This window comes from Bradyrhizobium sp. I71, from assembly GCF_022354745.1.
GTDB lineage: Bacteria > Pseudomonadota > Alphaproteobacteria > Rhizobiales > Xanthobacteraceae > Bradyrhizobium > Bradyrhizobium liaoningense.
Genome location: NZ_CP059398.1, coordinates 5,146,959 through 5,162,971, shown reverse-complemented (window position 1 = coordinate 5,162,971; position 16,013 = coordinate 5,146,959). Strand labels below are relative to the sequence as shown.

Genomic DNA, 16,013 nt, shown 5'->3' with positions numbered 1-16,013 from the left:
GCATTCCGAAGCCACGAAACCAGAGCAAGTTTTATACCGGCAGCGCGCCCGCCCGGACACGATTTGATTGCGTTTACCTTACCTCAGCGAGCACGGCCCGCATATCGCCGCAGGTCTTGTCGATATGAAAGCGCCGTGCGGCGGATATGCGGCCAGCCGCGGCCAAACGCGCGGCAAGATCCGGATCGGCCAGCAGGCGCGAGATCGCCGCGGCAAGGGCCGCCGGATCATCGGGAGACACCAGCAGCCCGTCCTCGCCCTCGGTGACGATCTCGTTGACGCCGCCGCCGCTCGTTGCGATCACGGGCCGGCCCGCGAGCATGCCCTCGACCACGACGCGGCCGAACGGTTCGGCATGCGTCGAGGTGTGCACCACGATGTCGACGCCGGCCATCAGGGCGGCGACGTCCTTCTGGAAGCCGGCAAAGCACACTCGCCCCTCGAGCCCTTCCGTCCGCACCATCTGGCGCAGCTCGACCTCATAGGCGTCCTGGCCGAACATCGCACTACCGACGATCAGCGCCTGCACATCCGGCACGCCGCGTAGCGCCTTCAGGAGCACGTGCTGGCCCTTCCACGGCGTCAGGCGCCCGAACAGCCCCACCACCGGTCCGTCCTTCAGGCCGAAGCGGCGGCGCAACGCCGCACCGGTCTCCGCGTCGCCTTGCGGGTGCGCGGCCGGATCGAAGCCGCAATAGACGATCCGCACGCGATCGGCCTTGCCGCCCGCCGCGACGAAAGCCTCGGCGCTTGCCCTCGAATTGGCGACCACGCGCGCTGCAAACAGATTGGCGAACAGCACCGCGGCGCGGCGTGTGTTGCGGCTGAATGCGGGGTCAGTGATGATGTCGTGAAGCACCCAGACCAGCGGCCGCCGCGCCAGCCGCGTGGCGAGGGCCGAGACGAACAGCGCCTTCTGCGAATTGGCGCAGACGACATCGTAATCCTTCGCGGCCCGCGCCAGCGCGCGCGCAAGCGTGACGACGCCGCCGGCAACGCTGACCAGCTTGAGCGCAGACGCCTCGCGCCGCACCGTCAACACGCTGCTGCCGCCCGACAACACGACCGGCTTGCACCCTGCCGCCGCGAGATCCTGCACTATCGTTCCGTCGGCGAAGAAGCCGCCGTTCCAGCCCGCCGGCCCATGCGTGATGAGATCCAGCATGAACAGCTCGGCGCCGCCCTTCTCGGCGGTCTGACTCACGAACAGCGCAGTCTCGGTGGTCTCTTGCCGCTTCATGTCGGACGCGCGGCTCCGCCGTCGGCCCGCCGCAACGCCCGGCGAAACACGTCCTCGTACTGACGCGCCGCCTTGTCCCAGGAGAACCGCGCCAGATTGTCGAGGCCGGCCTGCACCAGCTGCTCCCGCAGGCCCGGCGTCGACAGCAGGCTGCGCAAGGCTTCGGCAAGCGCGCGCGGGTCTTTGGGATCAAACGTGAGCGCACCGCTGCCCGCAACCTCCGGCGTCGCCGAGCGGTCGGAGCAGACCACGGGACAATGCAGTCCCTGGGCCTCCAGCACCGGAAGACAGAACCCCTCGTAGAGCGAGGGAACGCACAGACACACCGCCCCGCGATAGAGGCGCGACAGGGTTGCATCGTCGAGCCCCTTGAGCCGCTCGAGACGCACCTTCGAGCCGAGCGCGGCCAGCGTGCCGGCGATCGTCTCGTCCGCGTCGCTGCCGACATGCACCAGCGCGACATCGGGGAAACTCTCGTGCAGCATCGCCATCGCCTGCGCCAGCACTTTGAAGTTCTTGTTGAGCGTGGCGTTGCCGACCGCCAGAACGTAACGGCCGGAGACCGGCGGCGGCACCGCGTCGGCGGACAGCGGCGCAAGCGTGGCCGCGGAATGGATGGTCGAAATGCGGTCGGCGCTGGACGGATAGTAGTGCACGAGGTCGCGCCGCGTGGCGTCCGACACCGTGACGATCTCGCTGTGGCCCGCAACCATCAGGCGATAGATGATGTCGGTGGTGAACGCCTCGCGCTTGCTCACCTGCTGCGGCAGCGTGCGGAAATAGAGATCGTGCACCACCATCACCCGCGCCTTGCCTCCGGCCGGAGCCCCGAACGGATCGATATTGACGAGCAGATCGATCCCCATGCGTCGGCACAGAAGCTGCATCATGACGGTCTGCAGGATGACGTCGAGGACCATGATGCGCGGACGCTCGACCTTGAGAACCTCAAGGTTGGACGCGATCAGCGAAGGCGGCAGCTCTGAGCGATCCCACGGCGAACGAAGGATATAGTCGAATTCATGATTTTTCAGCAGCGCCTCGACCAGGCAGAACGCCATCCGCGCCACGCCCGATGGCTTACCTCCGAATTGACTCGGCATATTGATCAGCACGCGAGTCATAGAGGCTCAGGACAACATTCTCAATTCGGGCATGACCATTTTCGCCTTAATCATACTGCCAGCAAATACCTGTAACGTCTACATTTATTCACAAAGTCCGCCTACAGAGTGTCAGATCAAAATCGACCGGATTTCCTATAGACTACGATTGATGCGGATTCTTCATATCAGCTCCCTTTACCATCCGGATCAGATCGGTGGCGCAGAGGTCATGGTCGAGCTCCTCGCGGAGACGCAGGCCGCTGCCGGCCATTCCGTGGCGGTCGCCTGCATCTCGCGGCACGAGGAGCCGCCGGGCCTGCGCAACGGCGTGACGATCTACCGAACCGGCTTTGCCACGCCCTATTTCATCCTGGACCGCGACAAGCAATCCCGGCTGAACCGGCTCCACTATCGTCTCGCCGCCAAGATCAACCGCGAAGCGATGCGCAGGTTTGACGCTGCGATCGCCGACTTCAAGCCGGACGTGGTCAACACGCATTCGCTATCCGAACTGCCGCCGCAGATCTGGACCGTCGCCAAGCGGCGCGGCGTGACCGTCGTTCACACCATCCATGACTACAAGAGCATCTGCAGCAAGGGCTCGATGTTCAGAGATGGCAAGGCGTGCAACGCCCAGCATCTGAAATGCCGGCTGATCTCCCATCCGCACTATCAGCACCAGGTCTCCGTCGATGCGATCACCGGCGTCGGCACCGAGATTCTGGAACGTCATCTCGACGCGGGACTGTTTGGGCACGTGCCCTCGGCGCTTCGCCGCGTGATCTTCAATCCGATCGAGCCTCCCGCCGTCCCCCGCAATCGCCAACGCGCAAGCGGGAGCGACATCGTGTTCGGCTGCCTTGGCCGCATCGAACCGTCCAAGGGCGTCGACACGCTGCTGGATGCGTGCAGGTTGCTGCCCGCCACCGGCTGGAAGCTGATCGTGGCGGGCCGCGCCACCGACGGCATCGCACCGTATCAGGCGCGCGCCGTGGGGCTGCCGGTGGACTTCGCCGGCTTCGTCCAGCGCGATGTGTTCTTCGACCAGATCGATTGCCTGGTGGTGCCGGCCGTTTGGCCAGAAGCCTTCGGCAGGACGGTTGCGGAAGCGCTGATGCGCGGACTTCCCGTAATCGGCTCGCGCATCGCGGGGATCACAGAACAGATCGGCGACGAGGCGCAATGGCTGTTTTCACCGGGCGACGCACGCGCGCTCGCAGAGCGCATGAAGGCCGTCCTGGACGATCCCGGCCGCCTGCTGCAAAAGACCAAGGCGATGGACCAGATCGCCTCGCGCGTCTCGCCCGAGGATATCACCCGACGCTATCTCGACCTTTATCGATCCGCGCTTCAGTAATCCGAGACATAGGAACCCCACCTCAATGCGCATCCTGCATGTGAGTTCGCTCTATCCGCCCCATATCGTCGGCGGCGCCGAGAAATCCGTGGCCCTGCTTTCCGAACAGCTCGTCTCGATGGGGCACGACGTCGCAGCCGTGTGCATCGAGCGCGAAGGCGTGCCGAAGACGATGCAAAACGGGGTCGCCGTCTATCGAATGCCGCATCACAATACGTTCTGGCTCGAGGACTGGCCGGGCCATTCGCGTGGCGAGCGTCTCTGGCAGAAGATGCGCCAGCAATGGAACACCGCGATCGAGGCGGAATTCGACCGCATCCTGGACGACTTCAAGCCGGACATCATGAATTCGCATTCGATGGTCGACATCTCGACCCTGATCTGGCGCGCCGCGCACAAGCGCGGAATTCCCATCGTTCACACCTGCCGGGACTACGATCTCTTGTGCGGCAACGCTGCGATGTTCCGGCGCGGCGAGAATTGCAGCCACTGGCATCTCGGCTGCCGCATCGTCAATGTTTCGAAGCTCTGGACCAGCAAATGGGTCGACGCGGCCGTCGCCGTCGGCGCCGCGACACTGCAGGTTCACGTCGATCATGGCTTCTTCGCTCACCTGCCCCCGGAGCGGCGGCGCGTGATCTGGAACGGCGCGATCGTACCCGAGCAGGCCGCGCGCGCCCGCGATTCGTTCGACCGCAGCCACCAGCCGATGACGTTCGGATATCTCGGCCGCATCAACATCGAGAAGGGCGTCGGAACGCTGATCGATGCGTTCCGCCGCATCGGTGCGGGCAACTGGCGCGTCAAGATCGCCGGCCAGGCCCCCGATACGCTCGATGAGTTCAAGAAGCAGGCAGCGGGCTTGCCGATCGAGTTCGTCGGCTGGGTCGACCCATTCGATTTCTTCCGCGAACTCGACGCGCTGATCGTTCCCTCGATCTGGGCCGAACCGTTACCGCGAACCATTCTGGAATCCTACGCGATCGGCGTGCCCGTCATCGGAGCTCGCTCCGGCGGCATTCCGGACCTGATCGGCGCCGACAACTCCGCCTGGCTGTTCGAACCGGGCAACGACGCCGATCTCGCTAGCAAGGTCGAGCAGGCGATCCGCATGGGCCGAGCTGCGCTGCCCGGCCGCGATGCGTTCAACACGGTGTTCAACGAGACACGGCCGCCGCGCGTGGCCGAGAAGTATCTCGACCTCTACCGCGAGGTGCTGGCGCTGCGCGCCCCGCACGCCCGATCCGCTTGAGAAGCTGCGACAGTCCGGCGAATCAAGCCTCAGGCGCGCCGCCGGACCGAACCGCCAACGCGATCGTCTTTTCGAACAGCGTCAGAGCCCGCGCGCAGGCCTGATCCATGTTGTAATATGCGTAGTCGCCCAGCCGCCCGGCGAACCACACCTTGCCATCGAGCTTGCGCGCCTCCTCCTGATAAGGACGAAGCGCCTCGGTGGTCTCCGGCATAGGGATTGGGTAATACGGCTCGTTCTTGCCGCGCTCGTACGCCTGCGGGTATTCGGTGATGGTGATGGTGTCGCGGGCCTTTTGACCGGTCAGATGCTTTTGTTCGGTCGTCCGGGTAAAATCGAATTCATTGGGATAGTTGAGCGTTCCCGTTTCCTGCACGAACTCGACGTCATGCGTACGCTGCTCGAAGCGAATGCTGCGATAGGGCAACGTGCCGAACGAATAATCGAAGAATTCGTCGATCGGTCCGGTGAAGATGATGCGGTCGGCGCGCACCGTGTCCTTGACGTCCGTCCATTCGGTCCGCGTCGCCACCTCGATCAAGGGATGCTTGAGCATCCGCTTGAACAACTCGGTGTAGCCGTGCAGCGGCATTGCCTGATAGGTGTCCTGGAAATAGCGGTCGTCGCGGCTGACCGCGACGGGCACGCGCGCGGTCACGCCCGGATCGAGGGCCTCCGGACCCATGCCCCACTGCTTACGGGTGTAGGAGTCGAATACATTATTGTAGATGTAGTCGCCCAGGAATTTCAGGTCGCCGGCGCCGGCCTCGCGCAGCTTCAGGATCGGCACCTTCTTGCCATAGCCGAAATTGTCGATGAGCGCCTGCACCATCGAGTCGGCCATGCGGGGCGGAAACAGCGCATAGATCGAATTCAGGTTGAACGGAATCGGAACCTGCTTGCCCTCGACCATGCCGAGCACGCGATGATAGTAGGGGCGCCACTCGGTGAAGCGGCTGAGATAGGCCCATACCTTCGCACTGTTCGTGTGAAAGATATGCGGTCCGTATTGATGGATCAGGATGCCGTTCTTTGCCGGCGAGTCGTAGGCATTGCCGGCGATGTGGTCCCGGCGATCGGCCAGCAGAACCTTCTGCCCGAGCTCGGTCGCGATGCGCTCGGCAAGGGTCGCGCCCGAGAAGCCGGCACCGACGATCAACCAGTCATAGGCCAGCTTCCGACGCTTGGCCGTGACGCTCGCACGCGAACGGGAGACTTGAGATTTTCTTGGCATTTAGGACTCAACGGATGTCTTGCAATGAACGAGGGCGGATTGAAACTCAGCCTGCCAGGCGGCGTCCAGGGCGCCACGCGACGGCCTCATGACATAGAGATCGAACATGCCGTCGAGTCCCCAGACGATCGTCATGAAACCTTCTACAACGGCGCCGCGCGCCATGTTGCGCAGAGCGGTCTTGATCATGTCCTTGGCGGCATATTTCACGCCGAGATGTCGGCACAGATTGAAGGTGCGGTTGCGATAGAAATACACCTCGCGCCCCTTGCTCGGAACGCGCGTCGGCCCGAAGCGCGTCTGCACCATCGTCGTCTTCGGTTGCGGATGCCGGTGCCGCGCCGCGACCACCGTCGCGACTCGATGTCCCCGGCGGATGAAGCGGCGCATGAGCTCGACCTCGTCGCCCCACAGGAACATCTCATTGCGCATCGGGCCGATCGCGTTCGCTGCCGCGCATCGCACGAGCGTCCCATTGAAGGGATTGGCCATGTCGAACAGCAGACCACCGATCGCAGCCGCCTCCGCGTCGGCCACCGTGAAGATCGAGGGACCCTGGTACCCGGGCGTCTCCTTGATGAGCCCGAAGGCGAGCTGGGTCGGATCGGCTTGGGATACGACCAGCGAGTTGGCCAGAGCGAGGCCGGATTTGTCGAGCGCCGCCTCGAGCACCTCGAGCGCGCCGGCATCGGGCATGCCGTCATCGTCGAACAGCCAGACCGCGTCGAAGCCATTGGCGGCTGCGAGATCAATCGCCATACGGAATCCGCCAGCGCCCCCGAGATTGGTCCCGGTGTGGATCGCCGTCACCCTGGGATCGCTCAGGCCGTCGAGATAGGCGCGGGTTCCATCGGTGGACGCGTTGTTGATGACGAACACTCGATCGGGCGCGCGGCTTTGGCCCAATGCGGCCGCCAGCGCCCCCTTGAGCAATTCGACGCGATTGAAAGTGACGAGCGCGCACGCGATGCGCATCATGCAACTCCCTGTTCAGATACGACGGTCGTATTGGCGGCCCGCTCGCTGATCAACTCCCGCCAATAGGGCAGAAGCTGATTGCGCATCAGGACGAAGGTCGCCAGCACGACCGCTCCATAGAGAAGCGACAGACCCAGCCACGACCACAACGCATCGACATGCAGCGGCCTGGCGAGTTCGACGGCCACAAGGCCGGCGATTGCTGCCGACACGCCCGGACACAGCGAAATCAGAATCTTCCGAAACCTCAACTTGGCCTTCCTCACCGCAATGCCCAGGAACCACGCCGCGATGAAGAAGCCGGTCAACACATAGGCCTTTACCAGAGCCATGAGGCCGAACGGAAGAGATACCACAAAGACGATTAACGTCAGCCCGCTGCCGATCACCCCGGTCCAGAACTGGAGCTTGGCTTCGCCCTTGGCGAGCAGGATCACGCCATTATAGGCGGCTATCGCCTGCACGGCCCCGAGCGGCGCCAGCCAGGATACGATGGACGGAATCGAATGCCATTTCGGCGACATGAACGTGGTCAGGGGGTACTGCAACCCAAACACGAAATACCCCATCGCCGGGAAGCTCAATGCCGCGGTAATGGCGCAGGTCGCACAAACCGTGCGCTCGAAATGGCTGGGCTCGTTGCGGTAGCGGCTGAGCGTTGCGAGCAGCACCGAGCTTGCAGGCCACGCAATGATCATTAGGGGCACCAGCATGAACTGGTAGGCCAGCCCGAACAGGCCGACTTCGGCAGCCCCGAGCCAGACTCCGATGAGGACGTTCTGACCGTTGCGCGCCGCGAAGGTGAGGATGTTGGCAAGCATGACCCAGCCGCCGAACGACAACATGGGCCCGAGCGTCTTCCACACCCAGTTCAAGACGAACGCGTCGCGTGCGAAATAGAGGAAGAACACCATACGCAGGGCCTGCATGAGGCCGTTGTAGAGCACAAGCGCCCAGATGCCGGCTCCCTGGAAGACTGCAACGACGCTCACCAGCGCCGAGAACGTGACTGCCGCGCCTTCAACACGGGCTATCAGGGGGTAGTTGAGCTGACGCTCAAGCAAGGCGCGCGGTGGCGTGGCGACGATGGACAGAACCACGATGCCGGACATGGCCATCATGATCGGCTGCAAGCCCGCAAGCCCCGTTGCCGACTGAATCGAGAACGAGGCCATCGCCAGAACGGCCGCGCAGGCGGCACCCGCCGTCAGCACCAGCGTCACGACGCCGCCCGCCTGCTGCCGCGTCAGGTCAGGATGCCGGACGATCGAGCTTGACAGGCCAAGATCGGTCAACATCGAGATGAAGGTGATGAACGGCAGGGTGAACACGACGAGGCCGTACTCGCTCGGCGAGACGAAGCCGGCAAGGACGATATTCATCAGGAACTGGATAGCTGACCGGAACAGGTTGAGGCCGCCCATCGAGGCGATGTTCTTCAGCAGCATCGGCCTATCCACGCCCCGGAAGCAAAACGACGACTCAAAGGCTGATCTCCACGGCGGTCAATTGATCACTGGCGGTCAGCGCAAAGCCTCCTGCCGACTTCTCGAGCGCACGCTTGGCAAGCGTTCCGTTATCCTGGAACTGATAGGCCGTCGCCGCGCGCGCCACCGGGGTCACCGCAAGCGAGACGTCCCGCGTCACCGGCGGCCGCATCGCACGGGCATTCGGATCCCAGCCGGGGACGCCGAGCCACACGAAAACGACCTGAACGCCGTCGCCGCGGGCAAAAGCGACACTCCATACGTCCTGGGTATTTCCGGTTATGGAGAACTGGACCTTTGCAGCAGGCTTACCGCCCCCTGCCGGTCGGTTGAGCAAGCCGAGAAGTTGCTTGACCGCGCCGAATGACGGTTTCGGCGTGCCGTCGAAACCGATCAGTCCGAAATGCGACTCCTTGTCGGCCGGACCGTTGTTGTTGCTGTCGATCAGCTCGTAAATGTAGCTTCGCTTCGCCCCGCTCATGAAATTCCAGAGCAGAAGACGCGGCAGATAGCGCGTCTTGATCTCCTCCGAGACCGGGAGATGTCCGGTCGTCGTCTGAAGAGCCGTGTGATAGCCTGTCTCCGAGACCAGCACCGGTTTCTTGCCGGCAAATCGTTCCGAAGCCGCGACAAACCCGCTGAGCGCGCCCGGCCCCTTCGTCTCGGGATGCTCCATGCCAGGATAGGGATGGATGTTGACCCAGTCGACGGCGTCCGAAATGTCCTCGGCCAGCGGCACGCTCTTCTGGATGTAGCTCGGCGAGGCAACGACGATGTTGCGCAACTTTGGGTTGCCCTTGACGGCAGCAAACAACGCGCGCTGATGCTCGGCCGAAATCGCGGGATTCATGTTCGGCTTGCGCGCCAGGTCGGACTCGTTGCCCCCCTCGAAGATCTCGACCCCCTGATCACACCAGTCGTAGACGTCCTGAAGCCGCCGCGTCGGCATGAACAGAAAGCCGTTGACGGGATCTGCGCAAACCAGGTCGAACCGACAGCCCGCCGCCACGAGCGCGCGTACGCGCTTGTAGAAGTCGTAGTCGCGATTCACATAGCTCGCAAAGATCGCATCGTCCCGGACATGAACGATCCCGATCTCCTTCAGCAGAGGGATGACGGTGGCCGCGTTCCCGTACAGGCTCTTCCTGTTGCTGAGGTGCACGCACACGCCGACGCTCTCGACAAAGTCGGCGGCCGGGAACATCCTCGGAGCAGCGCCCTGCCCGAACACCGGACTGCCCGTCGCCGTCATCAACAGGGATGCAGTCGACAGCAAGAAAGACCTTCGGTGCATCATCGCTTCCGTTTGCACTGCGCTGAGTGACTTGCCCGGCCGTGCGGCCGAACCCGATCAACTCCCGGCATCGCCAGTTTCGAACTCAATCTACATTCCTTTGCACGCCATGAGGACGATCAATGGCGGCAAGGGATCGGCCGCCATCGCAGATCCAGCGGCGAGCCCGTGACCGCGGTGGATACCTCCATCTCGATATCCAAATCGGCGCCGCCCCGCCAGCAAGCTCGATGCGTTCAGGCCCTCTTCTCGCGGGCGCGCTTGACCAGCGACGTCGTGCTGTGGCCCTCGAGGATATCGACGAGCACGACCTCCCCGCCATAAGCCGCCACCACGTCGTGACCGACCACCTGCTCGCGGGTGTAGTCTCCGCCCTTGATCAGAACGCTCGGCTTGATCCGCGTAATGAGCTCGAGCGGCGTGTCTTCCTCGAACAGCACGACCAGGTCAACCGCCTCGAGCGCGGCGAGCACCTCGGCGCGCGACCTCTCCTCCTGGACCGGACGTTCCGGCCCCTTCAGGCGACGCACCGAAGCATCGCTGTTGAGGCCCACGATCAGCCGGTCGCACGCGGCGCGCGCCTGCGTCAGCACCCGGACATGCCCGGGATGCAGAATGTCGAAGCAGCCGTTGGTGAAGCCGACCCGCTGTCCTTCCTTGCGCCATTCCGCGATCTGGGCTTCGAGCATCGGGGTGCTGGCGGCAATCTTCTCCTCCGCGGTGAGCGAAGCGGGAGGCAGTATCTTTCGCCGGAGCTCGTCCAGCGAGACCGTGGCGGTGCCCGGCTTTCCGACGGCAACGGCGGCCGCAGCCGCCGCGCAACGCAATGCCTGCTCGAAGTCCGCCTTGGCCGCGAGGGCGACCGCCAGCATGGCCGCAACCGTGTCGCCCGCGCCGGAAACGTCGCGCACCTTGGTCGGCTGTGCAGGAACGTGGATCAGATTGCCGTCGCGATGCGCCAGCGTCATGCCGTGCTCGCTCCGCGTCACCAGGATCGCTTCGGCATCCGCCGAGCGCAGCGCCTCGAGCGAAGCTTCCGCGATGTCGTCGCCGGAGTGGATGCGCCGGCGAGTCGCTTCGCTGAATTCCTTCTGGTTCGGGGTCAGCAGCGTAGCACCGCGATAGAGCGCCCAATTGGCATTCTTGGGATCCACGATGACGCGCTTGCCAAGCTTGCGAGCCTCATCGATGATGTGACGAACGACGCGTGCCGTGAGCACGCCCTTGGCGTAGTCCGAGAGCAGCACGATGTCGGCCCGCGGGAGCGCGGAGACCGCGGCCTCGATTAGCTTCGTCTCGACCTCCTCAGACGCGGGAGCGGCGAGCTCCCAATCGGCCCGGAGCATGTGAGTCGAGAAATGCTCCGAGACGTATCGCGCCTTGCGCGTCGTCGGCCGATCCGGATCGACGACCAGCAATTGCTCGATCTGCTTCTCTCGCGCGAGCTCTGTCCGCAGGATCCTGCCGGTGACGTCCTCGCCGATGAGGCTGACGAAGATGCACTTGGCACCGAGCGAGGTGATGTTGCGCGCGACGTTGCCCGCACCGCCGACGTTCATCTGGCTCCGCCGGACCGCAAGCACGGGTGTGGGAGCCTCGGGCGACACGCGGGACACCTCGCCATAGACGAATTCATCGAGCATCAGGTCGCCAACGCACAGGATGGTCTGACGGGGGATGGCGATCGAGAGCGCATCAAAGTCGAACATGTGAAACCCTGTATCCTACTTGCGGTGAGCGATCGGAGAACCAAACAGCGTGACGAAATCATGACCCGATTGCGTCATGCGGGAGTGTCGGTCCATTCGAACGAGCTACGTGGTCGTTTCAACTGAAAGAACGACATTCGTATGAAACGCCGATAACGGACCGGAACGGCGACGGCGACGGCGCGACAGGAACTTCGTCTGCGCCAAGGATCTGCGCCAAGTCGCGATGACTAGCACGAGATTGCACGGCCAACCTGCTCATCACTGCTTCCTTTTATAGCAATCCAAGACAAAACGCCGAAAAATTCGGCTTCCTGACGCTGCCGGACCAACTTCGAGCTCATCACGAAGCAAGAGTTGGGCCTGCATTCCCGAGATATCCGAACGAGGTGCACCCGACCCGCCCCGCTCTTGAAAATGATCCATCGAAATGTCGCAATCGGCGCCAAACGAGGGCGCATATGTGTTTATTCTCTCACAAACGACGACAAATCCAGCATTAACTCGATCATTGCTTAGTCGTAGAGAGTCTTTGACCGGCTTGGAACGATCGCGCTATAGAGGCCGCATGGCGCCGTTCTCGTTCGATCGAAGCCGCCGCTTTCGTTAATCATCGGGCGGCCGGCAAATCAGGCAGATACCGGTCCGAATAACAACCAACGACGGATGATGCGCGTTGTCACAAGATCGCATTGCTCTCCACTTTCAAAGCTCGTACGCCGGGATGTCCAAAGCGGTCCAAAGCCCAGACCTGCTCGCCACCCTGCACGCCATCTCCGACGAGATCGCAACCGCGCTGAAGCGGGGCAACAAGTTGCTGCTCGCCGGTAACGGCGGAAGTGCGGCCGACGCCCAGCACATCGCCGCGGAGATCGTCGGACGCTACAAGCTCGAACGCTCGGCCTGGGCTGCGCTCGCGCTGACGACGGATACGTCCGCCCTGACGGCGATCGCAAACGATTACGGCTACGAGGACGTGTTCGCGCGCCAGGTCCAGGGACTTGGTCAACGCGGCGACGTGTTTGTCGGCCTGACGACGTCCGGACGCTCTCCCAACATTCTCGCGGCGTTGAAGGTTGCGCGCGAGAAGGGCCTCGTGACCGTGGGATTCACCGGCGCCAAGGGCGAGAGCATGCGCGCGTTCTGCGACCACATCCTGATCGCGCCGACGGAAGACACTCCAGTCATTCAGCAGATTCATCTGATGTCGGCCCACGGGATCTGTGACCAGGTCGAACACAAGCTCGTCAAAGATCAGCCGTCCGCCTAGCCGAACCGATCGCGGACCGACCCCGGCGGCCCTTGTCAGGCAATCGCCCCACAGGCCGCGAACCATCGAGCGCCGCGCCCGGAGCGGGCACGATGGTGATCGATCCCGAAACCGTCTGCGTCAGGCGCTCTCTCTCAAATCCATCCGCTCGCGCAGACAGGCGAGAACCTCCTCGACGCTGAGCAGGTGCATGCACGAGTCGAAATCCTCGGGGTACTCGAAGCCGAGATTGAGGAATGCGGTTTTGCCGCCCTTCGGGCTGATCGCGCGCGCGCGCTTGCTGAGCGGTCCCCACCGCACCGGATTCGTCGGGCCATGCAGCGCGACCGTGGGCAAATCGAGCGCGGCGGCCAGATGCATGATTCCCGTGTTGACGCTAACCACGCAGGCGCTCGCCTCCAGGAGAGCGGCCGTTTCGTCGATCGAGTATTTGCCGGCAACACTGATGACGCGCCCCGGCGGCACATCGATGCCTGCAACCAGTTCTCTGGACGTCTCGGCATCAGCGGGACCGCCGGTAAACACGACGTCGAAGTCTCGTCGCACGAGAGCCCGCGCCAACGCCTGCCAATGACCGATCGGCCACTCGCGCATCTCCTTCTTGAAGCCCGATGCCCAGGGATGGAAGACGACATATTGACCGGACCACTCGCTGCGGATCTTGCATCGCGCCGCCTCCGAAGGCTGCATGCGCGGCCAGGAGGGACGCTCCGCTCCCACGACGCTGAGCAGATTCGCGTAGTTTTCGAATTCGTGAATCTGATCGGAGTGCTTGACCGTGGCATCGAACGCGAAATGACGGTGTTGCCCGCGGGTCTCGAATCCGAGGGTGAATTTTGCGCCGGACAGACGTGACAGCAGCGCGCCGATGCGAGGCCACGCGGTGAAATCGATCAGGATGTCCTGCTTCTGACGACGCAGCAGCCGCACCGAACGCAGCGGATCGGAGATCGGAAGGATAGTGAGCTGATCGCAAGGCGGCAGCAGCGGTGCTATGCCGCTATTGGCGCGCGACGTGAACAGAGATATCGAAGCCCCCGGAAAGGCTTTTCTGAGAACCGGCACTGCCGGCCCAACGGAGAGGATCGTGTCGCCGATTGCACCGAGGGCGATCAGGCCGATGTTCGATACCCGCTGGGGCACTCTGCTCTTCGGCGTGACGAGGGACAGGGCTGCGACCGCCGGAATTCCGATATAGCGGTCCCACTTTCTGAGATCAGCTCTGCCCCGCTCCTGATGCTTCATTTCTCTTAATCACTCTTGCCCGTTGGCCGTCACGGAGATTAATCCCGATAACGTTTGCCCCTACAATGCAGTGCAGCATTTAGGCTTAAAATTGACAGATTGCATGACTTTGCTGGTTATAAGGAAGGCTCAAATTGCATAGATTCAAGTCAGTTCAATGTTCTCGCGTGGCGGCCAGGGCAGGCCTGCTCAGCGCCGTTCTCGTGGGTTTGGTTCAGGCTGGCCCCGCGTCGGCCCAAACCGGGCAACGCCCGGTGCTCGGAGCTCCGCCGGTCGTCGGCGGCACCGGGGGACTCGCATTTCCTGACAAAGACGACAAGAACCGGTTCGGAACCTCGCCTAATCAGCACAAGACGGCCACGGGACAACCCTGCGTAGATGTCCACGGGATGCTCAGACCGCAGATTGTCAATCCGAACATCACCGAACACGTGTTGATCATCGCTAACAGCTGCAGTTACCCGATCAGCCTCAAGGCGTGCTATTATCAATCGACCACTTGCCTTAAGACAACGATTGCCGGCTATGGAAAGCGTCAGCAGACGCTGGGATTTTCCGCCGACAAGGATTTTCGCTTCTCGTACACCGAGGATTTCAACTAGACCGGCCTGATCTGCAATGATCACCGCGTACATCGCTTGTTCCTCCGAATGCTCCACCATACTTCTTTGTTTATCATTTGCCTGGTTGCGCTCTTGTTCCATCCCCTGAACTCGACCGACTCCTGTGCCGATCCGAGTCTCGTGGTCGTGGAGCTTACCGGACCGCGAGACATTTCGCTTGCCGGAGCGTTGGTCGCGTCCAAGGAAGGCTTCTTCGCGCAGCAGGGACTCTCGATCAGATTTTCGCCCCATCAAGAGCGCGATAGCAGGTCCGACGACGGCTCGACTGTCATCGTTCGTTTGCAAAATGCCCACGACTTCCTGCTCGCCCGGGCGGCTGGCGCCCCTCTCGTAGCCATTGCAGGCAACTACGTTGACAGTTCCGTCACACTCTTTTTTCGTCGCGATCGGAACATCCACTCGGCGCAGGATCTTGCGGGCAAGTCGATCGGCTACGATCCGAATTCGGATACCGGCCTGATCTTCGAATGGTTTCTCGCCAAGAACTCGGTCTCCAGATCAACCATGGCCGAACGGCAGCTCGATCCCGGACTGCAGGGATTGCTGGACAACTCCATCGACGTCGTGCTCGGCCATTCAGGGCTCGACAGCCTCGCGCTCGAGAAGGCCGGGATCGACTATGGCACCCTCGATCCCCGCGCCTACGGCGTTCATGCGCTGGGCACCGTATACGTCGCGAGCGAAGCCAACCTGCGGCAAAGGCCGGAGACGCTGGTGCGTTTCCTGCGGGCCCTCATCGCGGGATGGGACTACGCCTACAACCATCCCGACCAGACCGTCGCACTGCTGGCATCGCCCACGGACAGCGATGCGCAACGCAATGCGCTGAAACGTGCCCTGCAACAGCAACGAGAGTATCAAAGGCCGGGCGGCGTTCGCTTTGGCGAGGCGCTACGCAGCCGCTGGAGCGACCTTTACACCTTTATGTCGCAGCGCCGCTTGATCCGCACTCCGATTGACTTGTCCAAGGCCACCGATACAAAGCTGCTAACCGAAGCCTATCGCGTCCGGCTCGGACCGACGAGCACGGCAGAGTGACAGTCTCAAGCCAGAGGTTTCGAATGAAATTCCGTATCCTTGCCGCTGCAGTATTGACGATCCTTCAAACGGCCAGCGCGGTCGCGGGCTGCTATTGCAATTGTGCCGAGGGCCAGATGCAGCCCGTATGCACGAACTCCTATGACGTGCCGCCGATCTGCCCCGCAACTCCGTGTGCGC

At 62.8% G+C, this 16,013-nt stretch carries 13 protein-coding genes; 5 read left to right on the top strand and 8 right to left on the bottom strand.

The annotated features are described in order from the left end of the window. Nucleotides 1-73 precede the first annotated feature (73 nt). Nucleotides 74-1,240, bottom strand: a complete 1,167-nt coding sequence (locus tag FJV43_RS24855; protein ID WP_239621721.1) for a glycosyltransferase family 4 protein — start codon at nucleotides 1,238-1,240, stop codon at nucleotides 74-76. After that, nucleotides 1,237-2,343 (bottom strand): glycosyltransferase family 1 protein, encoded by a 1,107-nt coding sequence (locus FJV43_RS24850; RefSeq protein ID WP_239621720.1) that lies wholly within the window; start codon nucleotides 2,341-2,343, stop codon nucleotides 1,237-1,239. Before FJV43_RS24850 ends, FJV43_RS24855 begins: the two co-directional genes overlap by 4 nt. 52 nt (nucleotides 2,344-2,395) lie before the next feature. Between FJV43_RS24850 and FJV43_RS24845 the strand changes: the two genes are divergently transcribed. After that, nucleotides 2,396-3,703, top strand: coding sequence for a glycosyltransferase family 4 protein (locus FJV43_RS24845; protein ID WP_239621719.1), 1,308 nt, complete (start codon nucleotides 2,396-2,398; stop codon nucleotides 3,701-3,703). A 25-nt stretch (nucleotides 3,704-3,728) separates the two neighbouring features. Further along, nucleotides 3,729-4,955, top strand: coding sequence for a glycosyltransferase family 4 protein (locus FJV43_RS24840; protein ID WP_239621718.1), 1,227 nt, complete (start codon nucleotides 3,729-3,731; stop codon nucleotides 4,953-4,955). 22 nt (nucleotides 4,956-4,977) lie between these two features. On the opposite strand, the gene glf is transcribed toward FJV43_RS24840, so the two are convergent. From glf to rfaE1, 5 genes are all read right to left on the bottom strand, one after another. After that, nucleotides 4,978-6,189 (bottom strand): UDP-galactopyranose mutase, encoded by a 1,212-nt coding sequence (glf, locus tag FJV43_RS24835; protein ID WP_239621717.1) that lies wholly within the window; start codon nucleotides 6,187-6,189, stop codon nucleotides 4,978-4,980. Further along, nucleotides 6,190-7,167 carry a glycosyltransferase gene (locus FJV43_RS24830; RefSeq protein WP_239621716.1) on the bottom strand — a complete coding sequence of 326 codons (978 nt, stop codon included), beginning with the start codon at nucleotides 7,165-7,167 and terminating at the stop codon, nucleotides 6,190-6,192. Further along, on the bottom strand, nucleotides 7,164-8,615 hold the full coding sequence (locus tag FJV43_RS24825) for an oligosaccharide flippase family protein (RefSeq protein ID WP_239621715.1): 1,452 nt from the start codon (nucleotides 8,613-8,615) through the stop codon (nucleotides 7,164-7,166). Before FJV43_RS24825 ends, FJV43_RS24830 begins: the two co-directional genes overlap by 4 nt. 34 nt (nucleotides 8,616-8,649) lie before the next feature. Beyond that, nucleotides 8,650-9,930 carry a hypothetical protein gene (locus tag FJV43_RS24820; protein WP_239621714.1) on the bottom strand — a complete coding sequence of 427 codons (1,281 nt, stop codon included), beginning with the start codon at nucleotides 9,928-9,930 and terminating at the stop codon, nucleotides 8,650-8,652. A gap of 254 nt (nucleotides 9,931-10,184) precedes the next feature. Further along, nucleotides 10,185-11,657: a D-glycero-beta-D-manno-heptose-7-phosphate kinase gene (rfaE1, locus tag FJV43_RS24815; RefSeq protein ID WP_239621713.1), complete on the bottom strand. Its 1,473-nt coding sequence runs from the start codon at nucleotides 11,655-11,657 to the stop codon at nucleotides 10,185-10,187. Between the two features lie 676 nt (nucleotides 11,658-12,333). Between rfaE1 and FJV43_RS24810 the strand changes: the two genes are divergently transcribed. Further along, nucleotides 12,334-12,927, top strand: coding sequence for a D-sedoheptulose 7-phosphate isomerase (locus tag FJV43_RS24810; RefSeq protein ID WP_239621712.1), 594 nt, complete (start codon nucleotides 12,334-12,336; stop codon nucleotides 12,925-12,927). Between the two features lie 120 nt (nucleotides 12,928-13,047). Here the strand turns inward: FJV43_RS24810 and FJV43_RS24805 are convergent, their stop codons facing one another. Next, nucleotides 13,048-14,172: a glycosyltransferase family 9 protein gene (locus tag FJV43_RS24805; protein WP_239621711.1), complete on the bottom strand. Its 1,125-nt coding sequence runs from the start codon at nucleotides 14,170-14,172 to the stop codon at nucleotides 13,048-13,050. A gap of 167 nt (nucleotides 14,173-14,339) precedes the next feature. On the opposite strand from FJV43_RS24805, the gene FJV43_RS24800 reads away from it, so the two are divergent. Next, the gene (locus tag FJV43_RS24800; protein ID WP_239621710.1) at nucleotides 14,340-14,774 is read left to right on the top strand and encodes a hypothetical protein; all 435 of its coding nucleotides are present in this window, start codon (nucleotides 14,340-14,342) and stop codon (nucleotides 14,772-14,774) included. A 93-nt stretch (nucleotides 14,775-14,867) separates the two neighbouring features. After that, nucleotides 14,868-15,833 (top strand): ABC transporter substrate-binding protein, encoded by a 966-nt coding sequence (locus tag FJV43_RS24795; protein WP_239621709.1) that lies wholly within the window; start codon nucleotides 14,868-14,870, stop codon nucleotides 15,831-15,833. Nucleotides 15,834-16,013 lie beyond the last annotated feature (180 nt).